General features: G+C 64.0%; 21 protein-coding genes and 1 pseudogene. 10 read left to right on the top strand and 12 right to left on the bottom strand.

Annotation, left to right across the window (positions count from 1 at the left end; genetic code table 11):
• Positions 1-88: 88 nt before the first annotated feature.
• Positions 89-823 (bottom strand): IclR family transcriptional regulator, encoded by a 735-nt coding sequence (locus tag HNP00_RS06760; RefSeq protein WP_260404821.1) that lies wholly within the window; start codon positions 821-823, stop codon positions 89-91.
• Between the two features lie 148 nt (positions 824-971).
• On the opposite strand from HNP00_RS06760, the gene HNP00_RS06765 reads away from it, so the two are divergent.
• Together HNP00_RS06765 and hpaB are read left to right on the top strand one after the other, a co-directional pair.
• Positions 972-1,508 (top strand): flavin reductase family protein, encoded by a 537-nt coding sequence (locus HNP00_RS06765; RefSeq protein ID WP_184737481.1) that lies wholly within the window; start codon positions 972-974, stop codon positions 1,506-1,508.
• 71 nt (positions 1,509-1,579) lie between these two features.
• Positions 1,580-3,034: a 4-hydroxyphenylacetate 3-monooxygenase, oxygenase component gene (hpaB, locus tag HNP00_RS06770; protein ID WP_184737232.1), complete on the top strand. Its 1,455-nt coding sequence runs from the start codon at positions 1,580-1,582 to the stop codon at positions 3,032-3,034.
• Between the two features lie 88 nt (positions 3,035-3,122).
• On the opposite strand, the gene HNP00_RS06775 is transcribed toward hpaB, so the two are convergent.
• Positions 3,123-3,776 carry a phosphoribosyltransferase gene (locus tag HNP00_RS06775; RefSeq protein ID WP_184737234.1) on the bottom strand — a complete coding sequence of 218 codons (654 nt, stop codon included), beginning with the start codon at positions 3,774-3,776 and terminating at the stop codon, positions 3,123-3,125.
• A gap of 82 nt (positions 3,777-3,858) precedes the next feature.
• Between HNP00_RS06775 and HNP00_RS06780 the strand changes: the two genes are divergently transcribed.
• Positions 3,859-4,272 (top strand): MarR family transcriptional regulator, encoded by a 414-nt coding sequence (locus HNP00_RS06780; RefSeq protein ID WP_184737236.1) that lies wholly within the window; start codon positions 3,859-3,861, stop codon positions 4,270-4,272.
• A gap of 22 nt (positions 4,273-4,294) precedes the next feature.
• On the opposite strand, the gene HNP00_RS06785 is transcribed toward HNP00_RS06780, so the two are convergent.
• From HNP00_RS06785 to HNP00_RS06795, 3 genes and pseudogenes are all read right to left on the bottom strand, one after another.
• Positions 4,295-5,125, bottom strand: coding sequence for an alpha/beta fold hydrolase (locus HNP00_RS06785; RefSeq protein ID WP_184737238.1), 831 nt, complete (start codon positions 5,123-5,125; stop codon positions 4,295-4,297).
• Positions 5,126-5,129: 4 nt separating this feature from the next.
• A pseudogene (locus HNP00_RS06790) lies at positions 5,130-5,333 on the bottom strand (biotin/lipoyl-containing protein); the annotation flags it as partial.
• Between the two features lie 10 nt (positions 5,334-5,343).
• Positions 5,344-6,732 carry an amino acid permease gene (locus HNP00_RS06795; RefSeq protein ID WP_184737240.1) on the bottom strand — a complete coding sequence of 463 codons (1,389 nt, stop codon included), beginning with the start codon at positions 6,730-6,732 and terminating at the stop codon, positions 5,344-5,346.
• A gap of 248 nt (positions 6,733-6,980) precedes the next feature.
• On the opposite strand from HNP00_RS06795, the gene HNP00_RS06800 reads away from it, so the two are divergent.
• The 5 genes from HNP00_RS06800 to HNP00_RS06820 are packed head-to-tail and all read left to right on the top strand — an operon-like array spanning position 6,981 to position 12,868.
• Positions 6,981-7,691 carry an NrtR DNA-binding winged helix domain-containing protein gene (locus tag HNP00_RS06800; RefSeq protein ID WP_184737485.1) on the top strand — a complete coding sequence of 237 codons (711 nt, stop codon included), beginning with the start codon at positions 6,981-6,983 and terminating at the stop codon, positions 7,689-7,691.
• Positions 7,688-8,995: a quinolinate synthase NadA gene (nadA, locus tag HNP00_RS06805; protein ID WP_184737242.1), complete on the top strand. Its 1,308-nt coding sequence runs from the start codon at positions 7,688-7,690 to the stop codon at positions 8,993-8,995. Before HNP00_RS06800 ends, nadA begins: the two co-directional genes overlap by 4 nt.
• A gap of 37 nt (positions 8,996-9,032) precedes the next feature.
• A complete protein-coding gene (gene nadB, locus HNP00_RS06810) occupies positions 9,033-10,799 on the top strand; it encodes an L-aspartate oxidase (RefSeq protein WP_184737244.1) in 1,767 nt (588 codons plus the stop codon).
• On the top strand, positions 10,792-11,688 hold the full coding sequence (gene nadC, locus HNP00_RS06815) for a carboxylating nicotinate-nucleotide diphosphorylase (RefSeq protein WP_184737246.1): 897 nt from the start codon (positions 10,792-10,794) through the stop codon (positions 11,686-11,688). Before nadB ends, nadC begins: the two co-directional genes overlap by 8 nt.
• A gap of 4 nt (positions 11,689-11,692) precedes the next feature.
• Positions 11,693-12,868, top strand: a complete 1,176-nt coding sequence (locus tag HNP00_RS06820; RefSeq protein WP_184737248.1) for a cysteine desulfurase family protein — start codon at positions 11,693-11,695, stop codon at positions 12,866-12,868.
• Between the two features lie 90 nt (positions 12,869-12,958).
• On the opposite strand, the gene HNP00_RS06825 is transcribed toward HNP00_RS06820, so the two are convergent.
• From HNP00_RS06825 to HNP00_RS06835, 4 genes are read right to left on the bottom strand one after another with little or no spacing between them, the layout of a single operon-like run.
• Entirely contained in the window at positions 12,959-13,450 is a 492-nt protein-coding gene (locus tag HNP00_RS06825) for a GtrA family protein (protein ID WP_184737250.1), read from the bottom strand.
• Positions 13,451-13,462: 12 nt separating this feature from the next.
• Positions 13,463-13,654: a fumarylacetoacetate hydrolase family protein gene (locus HNP00_RS23165; protein WP_311770515.1), complete on the bottom strand. Its 192-nt coding sequence runs from the start codon at positions 13,652-13,654 to the stop codon at positions 13,463-13,465.
• A 26-nt stretch (positions 13,655-13,680) separates the two neighbouring features.
• Positions 13,681-13,911 (bottom strand): hypothetical protein, encoded by a 231-nt coding sequence (locus tag HNP00_RS23170; RefSeq protein WP_260404806.1) that lies wholly within the window; start codon positions 13,909-13,911, stop codon positions 13,681-13,683.
• A gap of 22 nt (positions 13,912-13,933) precedes the next feature.
• A complete protein-coding gene (locus tag HNP00_RS06835; protein WP_184737252.1) occupies positions 13,934-14,605 on the bottom strand; it encodes a DUF1684 domain-containing protein in 672 nt (223 codons plus the stop codon).
• 123 nt (positions 14,606-14,728) lie between these two features.
• Here HNP00_RS06835 and HNP00_RS06840 point away from each other — a divergent pair, with 123 nt between their 5' ends.
• Positions 14,729-15,544, top strand: a complete 816-nt coding sequence (locus HNP00_RS06840) for a hypothetical protein (RefSeq protein WP_221451254.1) — start codon at positions 14,729-14,731, stop codon at positions 15,542-15,544.
• 71 nt (positions 15,545-15,615) lie between these two features.
• Positions 15,616-16,422, top strand: coding sequence for a transglutaminase family protein (locus HNP00_RS06845; RefSeq protein WP_184737254.1), 807 nt, complete (start codon positions 15,616-15,618; stop codon positions 16,420-16,422).
• Between the two features lie 32 nt (positions 16,423-16,454).
• Here HNP00_RS06845 and HNP00_RS06850 read toward each other — a convergent pair whose 3' ends face one another.
• From HNP00_RS06850 to HNP00_RS06860, 3 genes are all read right to left on the bottom strand, one after another.
• Complete coding sequence (locus HNP00_RS06850; RefSeq protein ID WP_184737256.1) at positions 16,455-16,919, bottom strand: MarR family winged helix-turn-helix transcriptional regulator; 465 nt, start codon at positions 16,917-16,919, stop codon at positions 16,455-16,457.
• The gene (locus HNP00_RS06855; protein WP_184737258.1) at positions 16,916-18,037 is read right to left on the bottom strand and encodes an LLM class flavin-dependent oxidoreductase; all 1,122 of its coding nucleotides are present in this window, start codon (positions 18,035-18,037) and stop codon (positions 16,916-16,918) included. The genes HNP00_RS06850 and HNP00_RS06855 overlap by 4 nt, the downstream gene beginning before the upstream one ends.
• A 127-nt stretch (positions 18,038-18,164) precedes the next feature.
• Positions 18,165-21,398 (bottom strand): efflux RND transporter permease subunit, encoded by a 3,234-nt coding sequence (locus tag HNP00_RS06860; protein ID WP_184737260.1) that lies wholly within the window; start codon positions 21,396-21,398, stop codon positions 18,165-18,167.
• Between the last annotated feature and the right edge of the window lie 9 nt (positions 21,399-21,407).

The following is a 21,407-nucleotide window of genomic DNA, read 5'->3' on the forward strand; positions in this document are numbered from 1 at the left end:
GGATCGGGGGTCGAAGTCTTGTCTGCGAGGGAATGGCACTTGACCTGAGCGGAATGGGTTCCTCCGACGCCGGCCGGAAGCGCCTGCCTTAAGCCAGCTGGGACTCTATCCGGGCCGCGCTCGCGGCCAGCGCTTCCCCGACGGCGGATTGATCCTGTTCGCGGCGGATGTAGACGACGGCGATCGCCGCGGGCCGCCCGCCGGGCACCTGGACGGGAGCGGCCAAGGATGACAAACCCGCGATGACTTCGTCGTGGCTTGCGGCGTAGCCGAGCCGGCGTGCTTCGGCTGCCTCGGGCCGATAGGGCAAGCCCGGGGCGCGGGCGGCCCATTCGTCCTCGCTCATGGTGGACTGGATGGCGATTCCAGGCGCTCCGGTGTTCACGGGGTGGCGAGTCCCGGGGTGTTGTGCCAAGGTTGCGGCCGAGTGGCGCGGCTCCACAGTGACCAGCGTAACGCAATCCTGATGGTCCCAGACCGCAACGAATGCCGTCATGTTCAGGGTGTTCGCAAGCTGCGTCAGCTCGGGGAGCGCGGCCGTCTGGAGATCGCGCGAGACGCCACGCGCCAGCACTGCCAAGCCGGGGCCGGGCTGAACTCGGCCGGCGTCATCGCGCACCAAAAGGGAGTGGTCCTCCAGGGTGCGCAGAATCCGGTAGGCCACCGAGCGGTGAACGCCCAGGGCCCCGGCAAGTTCCGCGATGGTCAAGGGGCGCTCTGCGGCGGCCAGGATTTCCAGGGCCTGGATTCCGCGGGAGAGCGTCTGCGACGGCGAGACGGTCGCCGTCGTTTCCTGCGGTTTCTTCGTGGCACTGGCGGACATCATGGGCTCCATCCTATGTTGGGGTCTAACGCGGCGGGTCCGCTGTCTTGTGCCGTGGACCGCAAAAGACTATGGTTCTGTATGAGAATTTGTTGTTCAAATATAGAACAAGTTCACATATGGAACAATCTCCAGCCAGGAATCAATGATGATTGCCAAGTCCAGCCAGAATGCTGAGCCCGGCCGCCCGGGCCGCACTTCGCGGCCGCGGGCACATCACTTCCGTGGCAGCCTGGGCCGATTTGCCACCGGCGTGGCCATCGTGACGTTTGACGGCCCCACCAAAAGGCACGGTATTACCGTGAATTCCTTCACCTCGGTGTCCATGGAACCGCCGCTGGTCCTTGTCAGCATCGCCCGCACCGCCAAAGCCCACGACGAGCTCGCCGGACGGCCGTTCAGCGTCAACATCCTGGGAGCGGAGCAGCAGGAGCTGGCCCTGCACTTCGCGGGACGTCCCGGGCCCGAGCCCCGATGGGTCGAAGGCGACACGGCGCCCCGGCTATCCAATGTCCTCGCCTACTTTGAATGCACGCCATGGGCTGCCTACGACGGCGGAGACCACACCCTCTATCTGGGTGAAGTGGTGGACTTCAACTACCGCAACGGGGACGCACTCGCCTTCGCCAACAGCTCCTTCACCACCATCCCGGAAAGCCAATTGGGAATGGAGGATCTTCTGTAGTCGCCGCGGCCCACGGAATGCCGCATCCATCACGCAACGCCGTTTCAGCTCAACCATCATTGGAGACAACCATGGGAATCCGGACCGGACAGCAGTACCTGGACAAGCTCAACTCGATGAACCCCCACGTCCTGATCGACGGCGAAATGGTCACCGAGAAGATCGCCGATCACCCGTCCTTCAGGAACGTGGCCCGCACATACGCGAAGCTCTTCGACATGCAGCATGACCCGAAGTATGCGGACGCCCTCACCTATGAATCGCCGACGACGGGTGATCGGGTGAGCGCTTCGTTCTTGGTGCCGCGCACCAAGGAGGACCTCGAACACCGGCACGCAGCCATCCGTGCCTGGGCCGAATACTCGCATGGATTCCTGGGCCGGACGGGCGACTACATGAACGGCGCGCTTACGGCCCTTTCAGCCGCGGAGAAGTGGTTTGCCCAGGCAGATCCGATGTTCGGTGAAAACATCCGCAAATACTACGAGCATTGCCGCGAGAACGATCTGCTGGCGACGCATACGCTGATTCCGCCACAAGTCAACCGCTCGGTGTCCGGATCCGAGCAGGTCGGTGGCCAACTCTCGGCCAGGGTGGTGGAGGAGCGGGAAGATGGAATTGTCGTCCACGGGGCTCGCATGCTCGCCACGATCGCGCCGATCGCCGACGAACTCCTCGTCTTCCCGTCGACCCTCCTTCGCTCTACGCCGGAAGATGCTCCCTACTCATACGCCTTCGCCCTTCCGAATGACGCTCCGGGCATGCGCTACCTGTGCCGGACCTCCCTTTACAAGGGCGGAAGCACCCACGATGAGCCGCTCGCCAGCCGCTTCGAGGAGATGGACGCCGTGGTGGTTTTCGATCATGTCTTCGTCCCCAACGAGCGAATCTTCATGCTTGGCCACCCTGAACTGTGCAACGCGTTCTACTCGGAGACCGGCGCCGGGGCCCTGATGACCCATCAGGTGGTCACACGGACCATTGCCAAGAGCGAGTTCTTCCTGGGCCTTGCTTCGGAGATCGCAGCATCCATCGGGATCGACGGTTTCCAGCACATCCAGGAAGACCTTGCCGAGCTGATCGAGACCGTTGAAATCGGCAAGGCCCTCATGGTGGCCGCGGAGGCCCAGGCGGCTCCAAGCCCGGATGGCGTGTTCCTGCCGCATTGGCCCACCCTGAATGCGGCCCGCAACTGGTACCCGAAGGTCGCCCAGCGCTTCCCGGCAATCATCCGCAAGTTCTCGGCATCCGGCCTCATGGCTTTGCCGGGCGAAGCAGACCTGGCCAGCGAGGCGCTACCGGACATTGAGCTGTATCTGCAGGCGAAGACTCTGACGGGACCGGAGCGCGTGCGTCTTTTCAAACTCGCCTTCGACGCCAGCATTTCCGCGTTCGCCGGTCGCCAGGCCCTGTATGAGTATTTCTTCTTCGGCGATCCCGTCCGGATGGCCGGCGCCCTCGTCAACAGCTACGACCGAGAACCGGCCCGCGCCCGCGTACGGGAATTCCTCGAACGGACAGACTGAACGCGCGACTGGACTGAACGCGCGGCAAGTCTCCAACGCTCGCTCACCTATGACCGGAAAACCCGCAACGCTCCTGCAAATTTGCGCACTACCCCGCCCGTTTCAAGAGCCGCACGGCGTCGTCGTCCGTCAGCTGTTCGAAGTGCTCGTAGAACGCGCTCACGGCGTGGAATTTGCCCGGCGTGTGCAAGCACATCATGAAGTCGCACACCCGGCTAATGGACGCCTGGGCTTCGAGGGACGACACCGGGACGGCGGCCACCACGGTCGCCGCCCCTCCCGCACGGACGGCTTCGACGGCGGCGCGCATAGTTGCTCCCGTGGCGAGTCCGTCGTCGACAAGCACCACAGTCTTGCCCGAAAGTTCGAAGTTGATACCAGGATAGGTTTTCACGCGCCGCAAGAGCTCGCCCCGTTCGCGTACCTCCACCGAGTCAAGCGAAGCCTGGGTGATTCCATGCCACAACATGCGTTCGGCTAGGGGCCGGTTGACCATGCGGACAATTCTGCCGTTGGACCAGGCAAGAGCGCCGAAGGCTGTTTCTTCACGCCCGGGGATGCCGAGTTTGCGCACCAGGACGGCGCCGTACGGCTGGTAGAGCTCGACGGCGGCTGCAGCCGCCACCGGGACTCCACCGCGGGCCAGCCCAAGCAAGATCGTGTCCGGCCGTTCCCGGAGCTGCGGAAGCCCGGCTGCCAGGCGGCGTCCGGCGTCCGCACGGTCCTTGAAGCGCATGCCCATTCGTCTCACTTCCACGTCATCCGGCGCTGAATCAAGCCTACCTTTCTTGCCGCGACCGCTCCTCGCTGCCACGATGGGCCGTGTGAACAAGCCCATCGGTTATTGGATCAAACGCCTGGATGCCGCGCTGGAAGCGCATCTGGACAGTACCTTGGCCAGGTTGAAACTCAGCCGTAGGCAATGGCAGACCCTAAATGTCCTGGCTGAGGCACCTCTCAGCCCAGAGGATCTTGACGGCATCCTCAACCCTTTTTGGGGCGGCGATACGCGGCGTCGCGAAAATGAACTCGCAGCGCTGGTGGGCCGCGGAATGATCATCATGGTGGACGATCGCATCAGCCTCAGCGAACTAGGCCACGTAAAACATCTGGAAGCCCAGCGACTCGTCGAGGACTCCCGCCGGGACATCTCGATAGGGATAGGCATTGACGAATACGCCATGGCCCTGAGCGTGCTGGAGCGTATGACGCTCAACGCGGAACGGCTGGCCGGGTAGGGCCAGCCGTTCCGCCACTAGCCTAGACGCCGAGGAACGCCACCGCAGCGTCCTTGAAAACCCGGCTGGTGATGGCGTTGCTGTGGTTCCGTCCTGGGATAAGTAGTTGTTCCGCCATGGCACCGGCATCGCCCGCGATCGCGGCGAGTTCAGGCATGGTGACCGCCCGTTCGTCCTTGTCGCCGGCCACCAGCAGCATCGGCATGTGCGGCACCGCCTCGGCAGGATCGTACGGTTCGCCCTTGATGGCCTCGATGAGCGACAAGAGCGCGAATAGATCGTTGCTCGGCAAGAGCTGCGCCATTTTGAGCAAGCCTGCGGTGGACTCGTCTTCGATGGGCGTGCCGTCGGCAAGGTAGTGCTGGGCAGCCACGAGATCGAAGGACGCCAGCGGGTCTTCCTTGTTCGGGCCGCCCAGCACCAGGCGGTGCACGAGTTCGGGCTGGGTCGCCCCGAATTCCCAGGCGAGCCGGGAGCCCAAAGAATAACCAATGATGTCGAGCCCGCTGGAAGGGTCACCGTCGCGCACGGGGCGTGCACCGGCGTCGGCCACTATTTGTAGCAGGTCCGCGCGGATACGGCTGGGCGAGTACGAGTCCAGGTCCTCGGGGGAGGCGCTCCGGCCGTGTCCGGGAAGGTCCACCGTGATAACGCGGCGGCCGGCGCCCTGCAGGGTGGTAATCCACCCTGTGTCTCCCCAGTTGAGTTTGCTGGAGGAAGAAAAGCCATGCAGGAGCAGGATGGGTCGCAGCCCGGCGTCGGTCCCCGCGGCGGGTTCATGGATTTCCACGAAGATGTGGGGATCCGTTCCTTCCACGGTGTGGATGTGCTCTCCTGTGTGCCTGCCGCTCATGGTGTCAGTCCTCATCAAGTACGGCGCTCAGGCGGACCCGGCGCTTCGGTGCGTCATCCTTCGGAACCGTGCCCACGATGCCGGCAGTATCGTCCGGCACTTCGAACACCACCAGCGGCTCGCCGACGTTGATCGTGTCGCCCGGCGCACCGTGGATACGGATCACTTTACCTGCCTGCGGGCTCGGCAATTCGAGGACGGATTTACTCTTTCCAGCTCTACGATGAGGCACTCCGTGCAGCTTTGACTTTGGCCCCGATCCGGCAGGCTACGGCGATGCACGCAATCAGCAGGAATGTGCCGATCAACTGGCCGGCGCTCTCGGCGTTCGAGAAGCCCACCACGAAGATGAGGGCGAGCAGTGCCAGTCCGAACACGGTGAGGAAGGGGAAGCCCTTCATGCGAAGGGGCAGCTCGGTTCCGTCGCGGTCGGCGCGGCGGCGCAGGATGAACTGCGACACGAGGGCTGTACCCCACACCACCAGGCACGTGGAGCCCACAAGGTTGAGCAAGGCCGGCAGGACGCGATCGGGAAAGAGCAGTTCCAGCACGGTGGCGATGAAGCCGAAAGCGACGGAGACCCCGACGGCGGCCATAGGCACCTGAGCGCCGCGCAGCCGCGATAGGAAAGCCGGTGCTTCGCCGCGCTCAGACAAGGAGAAGACCATGCGCGAGGCCCCATAGAGGTTGGCGTTGAGCGCCGACAGCAGGGCCACGACGGCAACAAGGGTGATAGCCGTGCCGGCTCCCGGGATGCCGGCAAGGTTCAGGACACCGGCGAACGGCGACTTCAACCCTTCCGAGTCGGAGGGAAGGACGGCCGCAATAACGAAGACGGATCCGATGTAGAAGACCAGGATGCGCCACACCACCGTGCGGATGGCTTTGCCGACGCTGTGTACAGGATCCTGCGTCTCAGCCGCCGCAACGCTCACGATTTCGGTGCCACCGAAGGCGAAGATGACGACAAAGAGCGCCGTGGCAATTCCAGCCCAGCCGGACGGTGCGAAGTTGCCGGTGATGTGTCCGAGGCCGGGGGAGGTCACTCCAGGCAGCCAACCGAACAGCAATGCCGCACCGATGACGAGGAACGCGACAATGGCGGCAACTTTGAGGATGGCAAACCAGAACTCGAACTCGCCAAAGTTCCGGACTCCGGCGAGATTGATCGCAGTGAAGGCCACCATGAAAACCAGGGCCAGTGCCCACACGGGAATGACCGGCCAGACAGAGAACAGTAGTCCTGCGGCACCGAGAGCTTCCGCGGCGATGACGACTACCAATTGCAACCACCAGAGCCAGCCGACCGTGGATCCGGCTGTTTTGCCCATGGCCTTTTCGGCATAGACGGAGAAGGCGCCGCTGTTGGGATTGGCGGCCGCCATCTCGCCGAGAGCCCACATCACCAGGATGATCAGGGTGCCCGCCACCAGATAGGAGATGAGAACTGCCGGGCCTGCCGCGTGGATTCCTGCGCCGGAGCCGAGGAAGAGGCCTGCGCCAATGGCACTGCCCAAGCCCATCATGGTCAATTGGCGAGGCTTCATCGAGTGGCCAAGGCCCTGCGAAGGAATGGCGGGCTTAACAGCGGTGGACTTCGTTGTCATTCGTGTTTACCTTCTTGTGGATGGATTGTCGCTTGATCCTCATGGGACTTATCGAATTTACCGCTTCCACAGGGAAAGTGGCGAAAAACACCTCTGAAGGCATGGTTGCAACTTGGTGCTGGGAGCGGCGGCCAAGGAGGACTGTGAAACATTTGGACTCTGGCCGTAGACGGCCGTACCATTAGTTCTAGTCATTTTGACTTTAACTATTTTCCTGGTCCCTGAGGCAAAGAAGCGGGGTGAATACCGTGTACGCCACCTCCGCGAATGTCGCAGAGCGCAGGCTCGCGCCGCCGTCGTTGGCCATATCAACGGTGATCTTCGCCCTCCGCCCGAGCGAAAGCTCGGGCCGCCCCACGCTGTGGCTGCCGCTGGTACGCCGCATCCGCGAACCGTTCAAGGATATGTGGGCGCTTCCCGGCGGTCCCTTGCAGCATGACGAGTCCCTCCAGGATGCCGCTTCACGGAACCTGCGCGAAACCACAGGATTGGTGCCTCAATACCTCGAGCAGCTCTACGCGTTCGGCGGCCTGCATCGCTCGCCCGCCCAGCGAGTTGTTTCGATCGTCTACTGGGCCTTGGTGCAGCCCACGGAAGCCGCACTGGCGGACGAATCAGAGAACGTCCGTTGGTTCCGGGCAGACAGGCTCGCCGAATTGGCCTTCGATCACAACGCGATCGTCGACTACGCGTTATGGCGGTTGCGCAACAAAATGGCCTACGGGTCTATCGCCTATCACTTGCTGGGTGAGTTCTTCACCCTGGCACAGGTCCGCGAAGTCTACGAGGCTGTCCTGGACCGTCAGTTGGATCCGGCGAACTTCCGCCGGCAAATCAAGGGAACACCGGAAATCGAAGAGACCGGTGAATACCTCCAGGGCGGAAAACACCGCCCGCCACGCCTCTACCGCTTCACCGGCACGCCCGGACTCGGGCCAGACAACAGGAGTACACCATGAGCAGCGTCAACACAGCTATTCAGCTGATCACGCGGGAGGAAGCCGAGAGTGGCCGTTCCGCGGCGGGCTCAACGTGTAGCCCCGCCTTGGCCAAAGGCCCGTGGGAGTACGACCTCGCTGAGGCCCTCGCCGGCATCCCCGCCTACGGTCCCGGAGCTTCCAGCTCAGACGACGCTCCAAAAGCCACACCCCGGCAGGGCCAGTTGCCTGAAGAGTACAAGGTGGCCAGCGACGCCGAGCTCGACGCCCGGATCCGCGCGGCCAAGGAGACGCTGGGGGACCGGGCCGTCATCCTGGGCCATTTCTACCAGCGCGACGAGGTGGTCCAATACGCGGATTTCGTGGGCGATTCCTTCCAGCTGGCCAACGCTGCGCTGACCAAGCCCGACGCCGAGGCCATCATCTTCTGCGGCGTGCACTTCATGGCAGAGACTGCGGACATCCTGTCCAGCGAGGGCCAGGCCGTGGTGCTGCCGAACCTGGCCGCGGGCTGCTCCATGGCAGACATGGCGGACGAGGACTCGGTGGAGGAATGCTGGGAGCAGCTCGAAGAGCTCTTCGGCACCGCCCCTGATTCCGAAGGCCGTGCGCCGGTCATCCCGGTAACCTACATGAACTCGTCAGCAGCATTGAAGGCCTTCTGCGGACGCAACGGCGGCATCGTCTGTACGTCCTCCAACGCCAAGACGGTTCTCGAATGGGCATTCGAGCGCGGCCAGAGGGTGCTCTTCTTCCCCGACCAGCACTTGGGACGCAACACCGCCAAGGCACTCGGCGTGCCGCTGGAGCAGATGCCCATGTGGAACCCGCGCAAGGAATTCGGCGGAAACGACGAACAGACCCTGCTGGATTCTCGTGTCATCCTCTGGCACGGCTTCTGCTCCGTCCACAAGCGCTTCAACGTCGGCCAGATCGAGAAGGCCCGCGCCGAATTCCCGGGCGTGAACGTCATTGTGCACCCTGAGTGCCCCATGGAGGTTGTTGACGCAGCAGACGGCGCAGGCTCCACAGACTTCATCAAGAAAGCCATCGCCGCCGCAACCGAGCCCACCACCTTCGCGATCGGTACCGAGATCAACATGGTGAACCGCTTGGCCGCGGAGAACCCGCAGCACACCATCTTCTGCCTTGACCCGGTGATCTGCCCTTGCTCCACGATGTACCGCATCCACCCCGGCTACCTCGCCTGGGTACTCGAGGAACTGGTGGAAGGCCGCGTGGTCAACCGGATCACAGTGGACGACTCGGTCAAGGACAACGCCAAGATCGCCCTCGAACGCATGCTTGCCGCACGGCCGCTCTAGGCCACACCCCGTACCAACCAGTCGAATTGAGCCTCACATGACTGCAGAACGCATTCCCGGCGCTCCCGCGCGGCGGCGGCTCGTCGTCGTCGGGAGCGGCATCGCCGGCCTCTACTCCGCGCTGCTGGCCGCCGAGGCCGGTGCGGACGTCGTCCTGCTCAGCAAGGGGGCGCTTGCGGACAGCAACACGTTCTTCGCCCAGGGCGGGATTTCGGCAGTGCTGGACGAGCCCGCCCCTGGCGACACCGTCGCGGCGCACATCACGGACACGCTCAAAGCCGGCGCGGGCCACTGCAATGAGGAGGCCGTGCGCGTGCTGTGCACCGAAGCGCGCCTCGACATCATGGGGCTGGAGCGTTTCGGTGTCCGTTTCGACACGGACGACGACGGTGATCCCGCCTTGGGACTCGAAGCCGCCCACTCCGCGCCGAGGATCCTGCACACCGGCGGAGACGCCACCGGGGCCGGGGTCGCGAACGCACTCATCCTGACGGTCCTTGACGCGCAGGACGCCGGGAAGATCCAGGTGCTGGGACATGTCCAAGCGACTTCCCTGATCCAGTCGGAGGGGCGTGTGACAGGCGTCGAATTTTTGCGCAACGGCCGCTTCGAGAGCGTCTTCGGCGATGCCGTGCTGCTGGCCACCGGTGGGGCGGGGCAGCTGTTCGCGCAGACAACCAATCCCTCGGTCGCCACGGCCGACGGACTTGCGCTCGCATGGAGGGCAGGCGCCGAGCTCGCAGACCTGGAATTCTTCCAATTCCACCCTACGAGCATGGTTCTCCCCGCTGCCGGAGGACCAACTCCTCTCGGCGCCGATCCGCTCCTCATTTCCGAAGCCGTCCGCGGCGAAGGCGCCATCCTGGTGGACGCAAACGGCAAGCGATTCATGCCTGGCTACCACCCGGACGCCGAACTGGCGCCGCGCGACGTCGTCTCCCGCAGCATTGCCCTCCACCTGGCTTCGCTTGGTGATCCCAACGGCCACGTCTTCCTTGACGCCCGGGTCGTGGAAGCGAACAAGGGGGAGGGCTTCCTTGAGAAGCGCTTCCCCACGCTCAGCGCGCGGACGCGCGAAGCCGGCATCGACTGGACCCTCGAGCCGGTTCCGGTTGCCCCTGCCGCCCACTACTGGATGGGTGGCGTAGTCACCGACCTCCACGGCCGTACCTCCGTGCCGGGGCTGCTTGCGGCCGGCGAAGTTGCGTGCACCGGAGTCCAAGGCGCCAATCGCCTGGCCAGCAACTCCTTGCTCGAAGGGCTTGTGTTCGGGCGGCGCGCTGTCGAAGGGTTCCTTGGGTGGGCTCCGCCGAACGGTGGGGTGACCGACTCGCCAGTTCCCTCGGCGCCTGCGCTCCGGTCTCACGCCGGCGAACGCCTCGCAAGCTCGGCGGCCGGCGTGGACCTCCACGCAACAACGGCGCTTTCGGGAACCACCGAGCCGGCCGGGCCGCTCTCGTGGCAACCCGAGCTTGTCCCCGAGCCCTTCTCCAGAACCGCCCTTCGGCGGCTGATGACTGCCAAGGCGGGGGTTCTCCGGACCGGGGGGTTGCTCCGGGAGGCCGTTGAGGCACTCGACGCTTGGGTCGACGTCGTGCTTCCTGAGAATGTGCCGGACTCTGCCGATCCCCGAGTGCACGAGGATGCTAATTTGCTCCTGGCTGCGCAGCTGTTGGTGCAGGCTGCGGCGTCGCGCCGGGGCCCGCTCGGGGCGCATTACCGGAGTGACGCCGTCGAAACCCAACGCGAAGAAATTGTTCAGAGATACACAACCCGCCGGAAAGCGAGCCTCGTCAATGACTAGCCTGACCCTCCCCGCAGCACCCGTCCGGGAAATTCTGGAGCGGGCCTTCGCGGAGGACGCCCCGAGCGGCGACATCACCTCGCAGCTGCTCATCCCCGCCGAAGCCCGGGCCACGGCGGTGCTCAATGCCCGGGTTCCCGGGGTCTTCAGCGGCGGAACGGTGTTCCGCGACGCCATGCTGCTCATCGACCCGGACACCGACGTGGAGCTGCTGCTCGCCGACGGTGAAGCGTTCGACGCCGGAACCCACCTCGCGCGGGTCAGCGGCCGCGCCCGCTCTGTGTTGCTCGCCGAACGCGTCGGGCTCAACCTCGCCCAGCGGATGAGCGCCATTGCCACCAAGACCGCGGAGTTCGTCAAGCTGGTCGACGGCACCAAGGCCCGCATTACGGACACGCGGAAAACAACCCCCGGGCTGCGGGTCTTGGAACGCTACGCCGTGCGTTGCGGTGGGGGAGCGAACCACCGCTACAGCCTGTCCGATGCCGTGCTGGCCAAAGACAACCACTTGGCAGTGATGACGGGCGGCGATTCCGCCAAGCTCACCGCACTGCTCACGGCCGCTAAGGCGCAGCTGGGCCACACCACGCACTTCGAAGTGGAAGTAGACAGCGCCGAGCAGATCGAGCCCGTGCTCGCGGCCGGGGTGGACACGATCATGCTGGACAACTTCTCCCTTGAGGAGCTCCGTGCCGGTGTGAAGCAGGTGGGCGGGCGCGCCATCGTCGAGGCCAGTGGCAACGTCAACGTCAACACTGTGGCGGACATCGCCGCCGCGGGAGTGGACGTGATTTCCATCGGCGGACTCACGCACAGCGTCAACGCGCTGGACCTGGGCCTGGACGTGACGCTGGACCTAACAGCGGCCCCATCCACGGGTCTCGGCTGATACCATGATTTTCCTCGACGCCGCGGCGACTACTCCCGCTCGCAGGGAGGTCCTTGAAGCGATGTGGCCCTACTTGACGGGCGAGTTCGGCAATCCTTCAAGCCATCACAGCCTCGGCGAAGCAGCTGCGAACGCGTTGTCCGGGGCCCGTGCGACGGTGGCGAAGGTCCTGGGATGCAGACCGGGGGAGATCACCTTCACCTCTGGTGGGACCGAGGCTGACAACTTGGCGGTGAAGGGAATCGCCTTAGCGAGGCGGGCCACGGATCCTGCCCTGAACCGGATTGTCATCAGCGCTATCGAACACCCGGCCGTGGAGGAATCTGCACGCTACCTGCAACGCGTCCACGGATTCGACCTGGACGTGGTCCCCGTGGACCGGCACGGTGTGGTGACGGCTGAGGCTCTTCGGGCCATCCTGCGTCCGGAAACCGCGCTCGTCTGCATCATGTACGCGAACAACGAGATCGGGACGGTGCAGCCCGTGCGGCAGCTCGCAGAGGTGGCCGCGGAACATGGCGTGCCGTTCCATACGGACGCCGTCCAGGCCGCTGGTTGGCTGCCCATCGGCGTCAAGGAACTGGGAGTCGACGCCATCAGTATTTCCGGCCATAAACTCGGCGCGCCCAAGGGCAGCGGGGTGCTCTACGTCAAGGGAAGGCTCAAGCTCGAGCCCCTGGTCCACGGAGGTGGCCAGGAACGGGGCAGGCGGTCTGGGACGGAAAATGTGGCCGGCGCCGTCGCGTTGGCTACGGCTCTGACCCTTGCCCACGCTGAGCAGTCCGGACACGGCGAACAGCCGGGACTCGCCGGGCCTGTCTCAGAGTTGCGGGATGCGTTCATCCGCTCAGTCCTTGAGACGGTGCCCGGTGCCGTGCTGACCGGCCACCCCTCGCAGCGGCTGCCCTCAGTTGCCTCCTTCTGTTTCCCCGGCACCAGCGGAGAATCCGTCTTGCTGGAGCTTGAGCGGCTTGGCGTGGTCTGTTCGAGCGGATCAGCATGCGCTGCCGGATCGGATGCTCCGTCGCCTGTTCTGCTGGCTTTGGGAATTCAGCCCGAGGTAGCCCAGACTGCTGTCCGCTTCAGCTTCAACTCCACGGTGACCTCAGCGGAACTGCAGCAAGCTGCGAAAGCCGTGGCTGCCGCCGTCGGGAGCGTGCAGGGGCTCGGTCGCCGCTGACCGTCCCCACCCCAACTAACTCGCAGTTGTTGTCGTTTTGAGCCTTCAAAACGACAACAACTGCGAGTTAGTTGGAAATCCGGCAGTCAATCAAACGTGGCGGGCCCGGCGGAAAATCCAGTGCCGCAGCATGGTGAAGCGCACGGCCGTGGCGAAGAATCCGGACAGGGTGGTGGTCCAGAGGTCTTCAGTAACGGAGGCGTCGGGCCGGAACGCATGCAGCACGCCCAGGCTCCCACCCGTGATGACCAGGGCCACCGCAATCACGATCAGCCCATTCACGTGGTCCCGGGTTCTCTTCCGGTTGCCGATGATTTTGAAGGTCAACCGCCGGTTCAATGCGGTGTTCATGAGCGAAGTGATGATCAGCGCTCCGGCGTTGGCCAGTTGGGGTCCCATCCACGGCCGGAACAGCGCATACAGGGCCAGTGACGTTGCAGTACAGATGATTCCGACGCCGGTGAAGCGGATGAGTTGACGAACTACTGGATACCGCAGGACACCTTTGTGTCGCCTACCAGCGAGTGTTCTTGAAAGGGACGCCTGCCGCGGCTCAGTGGCGGGCGCGGCAGAAGACTCCATTGCTCAAGCCTGTCACATCAAGCTGGGGATTTTCTCCCAAGAAGCTGTTTTTACGGGGTTGCTGAGCTCCCCGATACCCTCAATGCGGCAGCTCACAGTATCTCCGGGCTCGATCCGGGCGCATTCGGCCGGGAAACCGGTGAGCACCAGATCGCCGGGGTGCAAGATCATGAACGACGTCAGGTAGACAAGGATTTCGTCCACCTTCCAGCCCAGATCGGCGGAACTGGCTAGTGAACGGGGTCCTGGCTCAACACCTCTGCACCCGTGTGCCACCCCGGCCGGTCCGCGCTGCTGCCATTTGCCAGCGAGCCCGGGAGCGGGCTGTCCACCAGGGTCCAGGTGCGGCCTGCCTCGGAAGCGAAGTCGACGGCGTCGTTGGCCACGAAGAATTGTTCGTCCGGCGTGGCCGGGGAGAGCGGGCGGACGCGTGCGATCCGGCGGACACGTGAGGAAGTCATGAAGACATCCTACGTCCTAGAGCTATACGGGCAGGTAGAGCTCCCCAACCGGGATGTCCGCGGCCAGTCGGTTCGCTGGTCCGGCCAAGGGGCAGGCCCAAGCCTCGTTGTACGCACAGGACGGGTTGTAGGCGAAGTTGAAGTCGAGCACGAACTCCTGCTGTTGCCCGGATCCGCGAAGGCCGTGGAAAGCGCCCTTGATGGTGTCCAACAGGTATCGGCCGGCCCCGTAGCTTCCCCCTGGCTTACCGGCTGTGGCGTCGCGGAAGGGGACGAAGATGCCGCCACCGTAGCTGCGGAGGCGCCATGCCGCCAGGGAGCCAAGCTCGTCGAGGTCGAAGGTGCCAAGACGGACGAACGGCACCACGCCGTCGGTTCCGGTCTGGACATTCATCTCCTGGCCCGCGCCTTCAGGAGACAAGGCGGCATAGCGGCGGAATTGGGGGTTGTAGTCAGCGGTGCGCAGGCCCGAGAAGGCTTGCTTGCTGGCGGGCGTCAACGCCGAGGCCGGGTGGGTTCCGAACATTCGGTCCCGTTCCTGGCGCCAATAGACATGGGCTTGAAAGGGATCTCCCACCGCAATCTTCCGGACGTCGTCGTACAAGGCAAACGTGCGCAAGCGCCAGTCCGCAATGTCCACGGCGGAAATTCCGGCCACGCTGTTTTCGTGCTCGTCAAACTGATCTGGAGCCATGCGTCCAGCCTAGTCCTACGGCACGGGGCGCAGCCGCTTGCCGTACGGTCTCTCCAGGTTTGCACTCGCGAAACGCCGGCCTGGACGGGCGGGCGGCGGTGCGGCGCCGCTAGGCTTGTGTGCATGAGAGCCAAGCGGATCCCGTCGAAGTTTTCAATCGCCGTCGTGGGGGCGCTCGTGGTGGTGTCCGCGGCTGGCTGCAGTTCCGAAGGCAAGGGCGGAACCGTCTGGACGGCCGGGCCCAGCAGTGCGACGCCGGGCACTCCGGCGTCGTCGGGCGCGAGTACGGCGCCGCCGTCGGGCACTTCCGCCGCTTCGGGGAGCCCCTCCACCGGAAGTACGGCGACGGCGGGGGCTACGGCCTCTGCGTGGAAGACGTATTCGGATGCGGCCAAGAAGGTCAGCTTCGATCTTCCAAGCGACTGGATTGCGCAATCGGTCACGCCCGACGCGGGCTCCCTGCCAGGCGCCCTCAAGATCGAGGTCAAGGATGCCAAGGGCCGATACCTGGCCACGCTGCACACTGGACTGCCTGCGGCGAGCCCGGCCGACTGCAGTCCGGCCGCCAAGCGGCCATATGTTGTAGTCAGCAGCGTACCCATCGACCTTCCCCACGCGGACGGCGATTCCACGATTCCCCCGCATGTGGTGTTCAGGGTCATCCAGGGCTACAAATTCTTCGGTTCGTACGGCATCACCAATCTGGTGGCTGGAACCGATGGCCAAGCCTGCCAACTCCGGAATCTCGTGGTCGGGCCCACTGGAAAAGGCAACTACTACTTTGGGGACATGCCTGCCGTGCACGCATTTGCCACGGACGAGGTGGTTGCGCCGGCGAAGTCCTTCGACACTTTGGACCAGGCCGCCAAATACGTTGATCAGGGTTCGGAATTCGCGAACGTCCAGCGGATGCTACTGTCTCTGAAGATCAATCTGTAGAACCACGATTGACTTGCCAATAGATCGGCGACACTGGGGTGGAGTGTCCAGCCGCAACACTCCGGAGATCCATGGAACGCAACGTGGCTGCCCAGCTCGTTTTCAAGACCGTCGCCAACACCAAGGTGGCGATGGCAATCGCCGTAGCCAGCAATCCAGGCTACGAATCGTTGACCGAAGAGTTGTCAGTCACGGTGGACGGCGAAGCTGTTCCGCTCACTGAGCTGACAGACCACCACGGCGGCCGTTTCCACTACATGGAGTTCGCCGAACCCAGCGAGGTAACGGTGGATTACCGCGCCTCGGTGGAGGGCTTGGGTGTCGCCGACGAGTCGTCGCGGATGGAGCTCATCCGTTATGTGCGGCCCAGCCGTTATGCCGAGTCCGATCGGCTCCTTCCGACGTCCTACGCAGAGTTCGGGGGGCTGCATGGCGAGGAGCTGTTGCAGGCCGTCCGGAACTGGGTCCACGACGAACTCCGTTACGTCAGTGGTTCCTCGCGGGGGACGGACGGAGCGGTGGAAACGCTGCTGCACCGCAAAGGTGTATGCCGCGACTTCGCCCACCTGGCCATCGCCCTCCTTCGGTCCAAGGACATCCCGGCGCGGCTCGCGGCCGTATATGCGCCCGGCCTGAGCCCCATGGACTTCCATGCTGTGGCTGAGGCCCACATCGATGGAACTTGGTACGTGATCGACCCCACCGGACTGGCCCCAAGGGAGTCCATGCTGCGCATCACGGCCGGGCGCGATTCCTCGGACACCGCGTTCCTGTCGACGGTGGGCGGAAGCTTGTCTCTGAAGAGCCTGAAAGTGACGGCCGTCGTGGCCGACGAGCTGCCGGATGAGGATCCGGCAAAGCTCGTCGTCCTGCGCTGACGCAATCCTGGGCCGGCCGCCTTGGCCCCGCTCTACCTGCTTGCGACGAACGCTTGCAGCTTTTCCGTCAGCCGGAGCAGCTCACGTTGTTCCTCGGCCGTCAGGGCAGGAGCCACAAGCTCGGCGATATCGCGGATGTGCTCCCGGCCAATCTCTTTCTGAAGTTCCTGCCCGGTTTCGGTGAGCCCTAGCAGGATCCCTCGGCCGTCGTCGGGGGCGATGCTGCGTTCCACGAGTCCGCGCTTCTCCAACCTGTCAACCAGGCGGCTCAGGCTGGATTGGCTGAGCAGGACGTGATCGTTGATCTCGTTCAGCCGCAGCTTGCCCGTGGGGCAGCGGGAAAGCGTGAACAGGACGTCATACTCCTTGATGGGCAGCTTCTTGAACGCCTGCCCGGCTTGGAGCCGGCGCATTACCGCCACCTGGGAGCGGAACAAGGACTCCCAGGTTTCGGCGGCAAGGCGCACGGATGACGAGGTGGGTGCCTTGGTGCTCACGCCGACCTCCCGGCAGGATCGGTCACATTATCGCTGGATGAAGCGGCCAAGGAAGCGGCAACACGTGACGCGTGGGTGGGTGCATCGGGTACGTGCGCCGGCTTGCGGTCCTCGAATTCCTTGCGCAGGACCGGCAAGACTTCTTCGCCGAAGAGATCCAACTGCTCCAGGACGGTCTTGAGCGGCAGGCCGGCGTGGTCCACCAGGAAGAGCTGGCGCTGGTAGTCGCCGAAGTACTCGCGGAAGGTCAGCGTCTTTTCGATGACCTCCTGCGGGCTGCCGACGGTGAGCGGCGTTTGGGAAGTGAAGTCCTCAAGTGAGGGCCCGTGGCCGTACACCGGCGCATTGTCGAAGTAGGGACGGAACTCCTTCACCGCATCCTGGGAGTTCTTGCGCATAAAGAACTGCCCGCCGAGTCCGACGATGGCTTGGTCTGCCTTGCCGTGGCCGTAGTGCTCGTAGCGTTCGCGGTACAGGCCGATCAGCTGCTGGTAGTGCTCCTTGGGCCAGAAGATGTTGTTCGCGAAGAAGCCGTCGCCGTAGTATGCGGCAAGTTCCGCGATCTGGGGGCTGCGGATGGAGCCGTGCCAGACGAAGGGCGCGACGCCGTCGAGCGGGCGGGGCGTGGAGGTGAAGTTCTGCAGCGGGGTGCGGTACTTGCCGCTCCAGTTGACGGTGTCCTCATCCCAGAGCCGACGCAGGAGGGAGTAGTTCTCGACGGCGAGTTCGATCCCGTCCTGGATGTTCTTGCCGAACCAGGGGTACACCGGAGCCGTGTTGCCGCGGCCCATGATGAGGTCCACGCGGCCATCCGCGAGGTGCTGGAGCATGGCGAAGTCTTCGGCGATCTTGACGGGATCGTTCGTGGTGATCAGCGTGGTGGAGGTGGACAGCGTGATGCGTTCCGTCTGCGCCGCGATGTAGGCCAAGGTGGTGGTAGGGGACGATGAGAAGAAGGGGCGGTTGTGGTGCTCGCCGATCGCATAGACATCCATGCCGATCTCTTCGACCTTCTTGGCAATGGCCACGGCGGCCTTGATGCGCTCGTTTTCCGTGGGGGTCTTGCCCGTGGTGGGGTCAGTGGTGATGTCGCTGACGCTGAATACGCCGATCTCCATGATGTGCCTTTCTGCCTACCCGATTGGTGTTCGGGCTCTGTTAAACAGTCTATCCCAAAATAGATGCATTTGCATATATCGGTGTTTGCAACAGGGCAAGGCGTCATTTTGTTCCCGGTGTGTTGCCTTACTCGGAGCGGCCGGTAGCGGAACGGCGGCCGGTGACCCTGGGGATCATTCCGGTGGTCCAATCCAGGTGCTCGGCCTCGCCATGGCCGGCAGTGCCATCCTTCGCGTCCGGACGCTGCGTCAGTGCCTTGAGCAGTGCTTTCTTCTCCCGCCGGCCTTCGACCAGTTTGTAGAGGACCGGAACCAGGACGAGGGTCAGCGCCGTGGACGAGACGAGCCCACCGATGACCACGATCGCGAGCGGCCGGGAAATGAAGCCGCCGCCCCCCGTGAGGCCCAAAGCCATGGGAGTGAGGGCGAAAACGGTGGCTAGCGCGGTCATGAGGATGGGGCGTAGCCGCTGCCGGGCGCCGTGGGTGATGGCTTCGGCAACGCTCATTCCGGGGTTGCCGCCGTGCGGTTTACGGTACTGGTTGATGAGGTCGATCAGCACAATCGCATTGGTCACGACGATTCCCACCAACATCAGCATGCCGATCAGCGAAGGCAGGCCCAGCGGGACCCCCGTGAGCAGGAGCAAAGCGATGGCGCCCGTCGCCGCGAAAGGGACAGATACGAGCAGGATGAGCGGCTGGATGAGGGACTTGAAGGCGGCCACCATGATGACATAGACGATGGCGACGGCGGCCAGTAGAGCGAGGCCGAGCTGCCGGAACGAGTCCGCCTGCTGGGTTGTGGCGCCGCCGATCGTGGCGGTAACGCCTGCCGGCAGCTGCACGGAGGCCAGCCGCTCACTGACTGCCGTACTGACCGCACCAAGGTTGGAGCCCGACGGCGTGACTGTCACCTTCGCGCTTCGCTGGCCGTTGCTGCTGGTGATGGACACCGGGGTGTCCACTTGCTCCACGGAAGCGATGCTGGACAGCGGAACCGGCCCTGCCGCCGTCGGGAGGTTGATGGCCCGGACGTCGGCGATGCTGCTGAAATGCGTGCCTTCGCCGATCTGGACCGGGAAATCGGTAGTGTCGATGCGGACAGTGCCCGCGGGGACGGGACTGACAGTGGACGCCAGCACGCCGGCAACTTGTTCTTCGTTCAATCCAGCGGCGACGGCTTTGGCCCGATCAACCTTTACCTGGACCACGGACTGGCTGGCATCCAGGTTGGTGGCCACCTCGGAACTCCCGGGTACGCCGTCCATGGCCTTCGCCACAGTGTCGCTAGCGGTCTTCAGATCAGCGGTGTTGGCGGCGTTGACGGTGATGTCCACGCTGGAAGACGTGCCCAGGCCGCCCTGTTGGGCACCGACGGTAATCTTTCCGGCAGCCGAGGCGCTGGAGAGCCGGGACCGGACCGTGTCCTGCAGTTTCTGCTGGTCAGCCTTTTCGTCCGTCACTACCGTGAACGTCGAGTTGGACGCCCCGCTGGAAGTGAGGGCGGCGAAACCAGTCTGGGCATTGCCTGAGGTTACCTGGACGTCCTTGATGCCACCGATTCCGCGGAGGACCGATTCAACTTGTGCAGCAGCGGCGCCGGTCTGTTCCAAGCTGGTACCGGCAGGGAGGACCTGGCGCACAGTCATGCTGTTCTGGCCGGAGTTGCCCAGGAGGTCTGTCGCAAGCAGCGGGGACATGGCTGCTGTTCCACCCAACACCAGGACCGCGGCGACGATGGTCACCACCGGGTGCTTCTGGGTCTTGGCCAGGATGGGCAAATAGCCGCGCTGCAGTGGGCTCCGCTGCTCCGCCTCATGCGCAGCGGCAACGGCATGCTCAGCGGCGACGGCGTCCGCGGCGTCGGAGGCATTCCCAGCGGCCCGCGATGGCGACTTGAGGAACCAATACGCCAGCACCGGAACGATGGTGAGGGAGACGAGCAACGACGACAACAAGGCGATGGTCACCGTCAGGGCGAAGGGGCGGAAAAGCTCGCCCGCCAAATTGCCCACGAAGGCGATCGGCAGGAACACGGCAACCGTGGTGAGGGTGGACGCCGTGATGGCACCGGCAACTTCCCGGATGGAATTGAGGATTGCCGCGAGCTTGTGCTCGCCATAGCTGAGGTGGCGCTTGATGTTCTCGATCACCACGATCGAGTCATCCACCACCCGGCCGATCGCAATGGTCAGCGCACCGAGGGTGAGGATGTTCAACGAGTAGTGGGTCGCCGATATCCCAATGAAAGTGATGAGGAGCGACAGGGGAATGGACACTGCCGTCACCAGCGTTGAGCGCACGGACATCAGGAACACGAGGATGACTGCCACGGCGAAGCCCAGTCCAAGAAGGCCTTCCGTTGTGAGGTCCTTGATGGATTTTTCGATGTACGGGGCCTGGTCGAACACCGGAGTGAAGTGCGCATTGGAGCCGAGCTCGGCCTCCATCTGGGCGAGCGAATCCTTGACGGCGTGCGAAATGGCAACTGTATCGCCGTCGGGTTTCTTCGTGATGGACAGGGCCAGCGTCGGCTTCCCGTTGGTGCGGGTAATGGAGGTTGCGGCATCGTCCTGGATGCTCACGTCGGCAACGGTGCTGATCGTGGTGCCGCCCTTGGCCCCGGCGAGAGGCAAACCCTTGATGACGTCGAGGGAGTCCACAGGACTGCCAATTTGAAGGGAGAGTGACTTGCCCTGGTCCTCGATGGTCCCCGCCGGAACCAGCGTCCCGTTGTTCTTGAGGGCATTTGTGAGCGACTGGACCGTGGCGCCGGTTGCGGCCATGGCCTGGGCTTTGGGCTGGATCAGGATGTGCTGGGTTGCCCCACCGGTCACGTCGGCACTGCGGACCCCGTCCAGCTTTCGGAGCCTGGGAACGCTGAGCCGCTGCAGGTCTGTGTTCAATTCGCTCAGCGGCTTGTCCGACGACACTGCCAGATACACGATAGGGAAGTCGCTGATGCTGCCGGCGAAGGACCGGGGCTCGACATCGGCCGGCAGCGCCCGTTTGGCGTTGGAGATGGCGCGATCGATCTGGTTGCGCGCGCGGTCCAGGTTCGAACCATAGGTGAACACCATGGTGATCTGTGAAACGCCGTTCCGTGATGTCGACGTGGTCGATTCCAGGCCTTCGACGCTGTTCAATGCTGTTTCGAGGGGCCGGCTGAGTTGTTTGTCGACGACTTCCGGAGAGGCGCCCGGCATGGCCGTGATCACTGAAATCTGCGGAAACTCAATCGAGGGGATGAGTTCCTGCTTGAGCGAGGACATGGTGATCACGCCGAACACCGCAGCGAAAACGGTGATCAGCGCGATCAATGCCCTGTTCGCCAGTGAAAGCCTTGCCAGACGGAACATTGCACAGTC

The sequence above is a fragment of the Arthrobacter sp. AZCC_0090 genome, assembly GCF_014207375.1.
In the GTDB taxonomy this organism is placed as follows: domain Bacteria; phylum Actinomycetota; class Actinomycetes; order Actinomycetales; family Micrococcaceae; genus Arthrobacter.

What these genes read in the sequence shown, in the direction of transcription:
- HNP00_RS06760 (WP_260404821.1), bottom strand. Translation starts at nt 823, where the DNA reads ATGTCCGCCAGTGCCACGAAGAAACCGCAGGAAACGACGGCGACCGTC.
- HNP00_RS06765 (WP_184737481.1), top strand. Translation starts at nt 972, where the DNA reads ATGATTGCCAAGTCCAGCCAGAATGCTGAGCCCGGCCGCCCGGGCCGC.
- hpaB (WP_184737232.1), top strand. Translation starts at nt 1,580, where the DNA reads ATGGGAATCCGGACCGGACAGCAGTACCTGGACAAGCTCAACTCGATG.
- HNP00_RS06775 (WP_184737234.1), bottom strand. Translation starts at nt 3,776, where the DNA reads ATGGGCATGCGCTTCAAGGACCGTGCGGACGCCGGACGCCGCCTGGCA.
- HNP00_RS06785 (WP_184737238.1), bottom strand. Translation starts at nt 5,125, where the DNA reads ATGAGCGGCAGGCACACAGGAGAGCACATCCACACCGTGGAAGGAACG.
- HNP00_RS06795 (WP_184737240.1), bottom strand. Translation starts at nt 6,732, where the DNA reads ATGACAACGAAGTCCACCGCTGTTAAGCCCGCCATTCCTTCGCAGGGC.
- nadA (WP_184737242.1), top strand. Translation starts at nt 7,688, where the DNA reads ATGAGCAGCGTCAACACAGCTATTCAGCTGATCACGCGGGAGGAAGCC.
- nadB (WP_184737244.1), top strand. Translation starts at nt 9,033, where the DNA reads ATGACTGCAGAACGCATTCCCGGCGCTCCCGCGCGGCGGCGGCTCGTC.
- nadC (WP_184737246.1), top strand. Translation starts at nt 10,792, where the DNA reads ATGACTAGCCTGACCCTCCCCGCAGCACCCGTCCGGGAAATTCTGGAG.
- HNP00_RS06820 (WP_184737248.1), top strand. Translation starts at nt 11,693, where the DNA reads ATGATTTTCCTCGACGCCGCGGCGACTACTCCCGCTCGCAGGGAGGTC.
- HNP00_RS06825 (WP_184737250.1), bottom strand. Translation starts at nt 13,450, where the DNA reads ATGGAGTCTTCTGCCGCGCCCGCCACTGAGCCGCGGCAGGCGTCCCTT.
- HNP00_RS23170 (WP_260404806.1), bottom strand. Translation starts at nt 13,911, where the DNA reads ATGACTTCCTCACGTGTCCGCCGGATCGCACGCGTCCGCCCGCTCTCC.
- HNP00_RS06835 (WP_184737252.1), bottom strand. Translation starts at nt 14,605, where the DNA reads ATGGCTCCAGATCAGTTTGACGAGCACGAAAACAGCGTGGCCGGAATT.
- HNP00_RS06840 (WP_221451254.1), top strand. Translation starts at nt 14,729, where the DNA reads ATGAGAGCCAAGCGGATCCCGTCGAAGTTTTCAATCGCCGTCGTGGGG.
- HNP00_RS06845 (WP_184737254.1), top strand. Translation starts at nt 15,616, where the DNA reads ATGGAACGCAACGTGGCTGCCCAGCTCGTTTTCAAGACCGTCGCCAAC.
- HNP00_RS06855 (WP_184737258.1), bottom strand. Translation starts at nt 18,037, where the DNA reads ATGGAGATCGGCGTATTCAGCGTCAGCGACATCACCACTGACCCCACC.
- HNP00_RS06860 (WP_184737260.1), bottom strand. Translation starts at nt 21,398, where the DNA reads ATGTTCCGTCTGGCAAGGCTTTCACTGGCGAACAGGGCATTGATCGCG.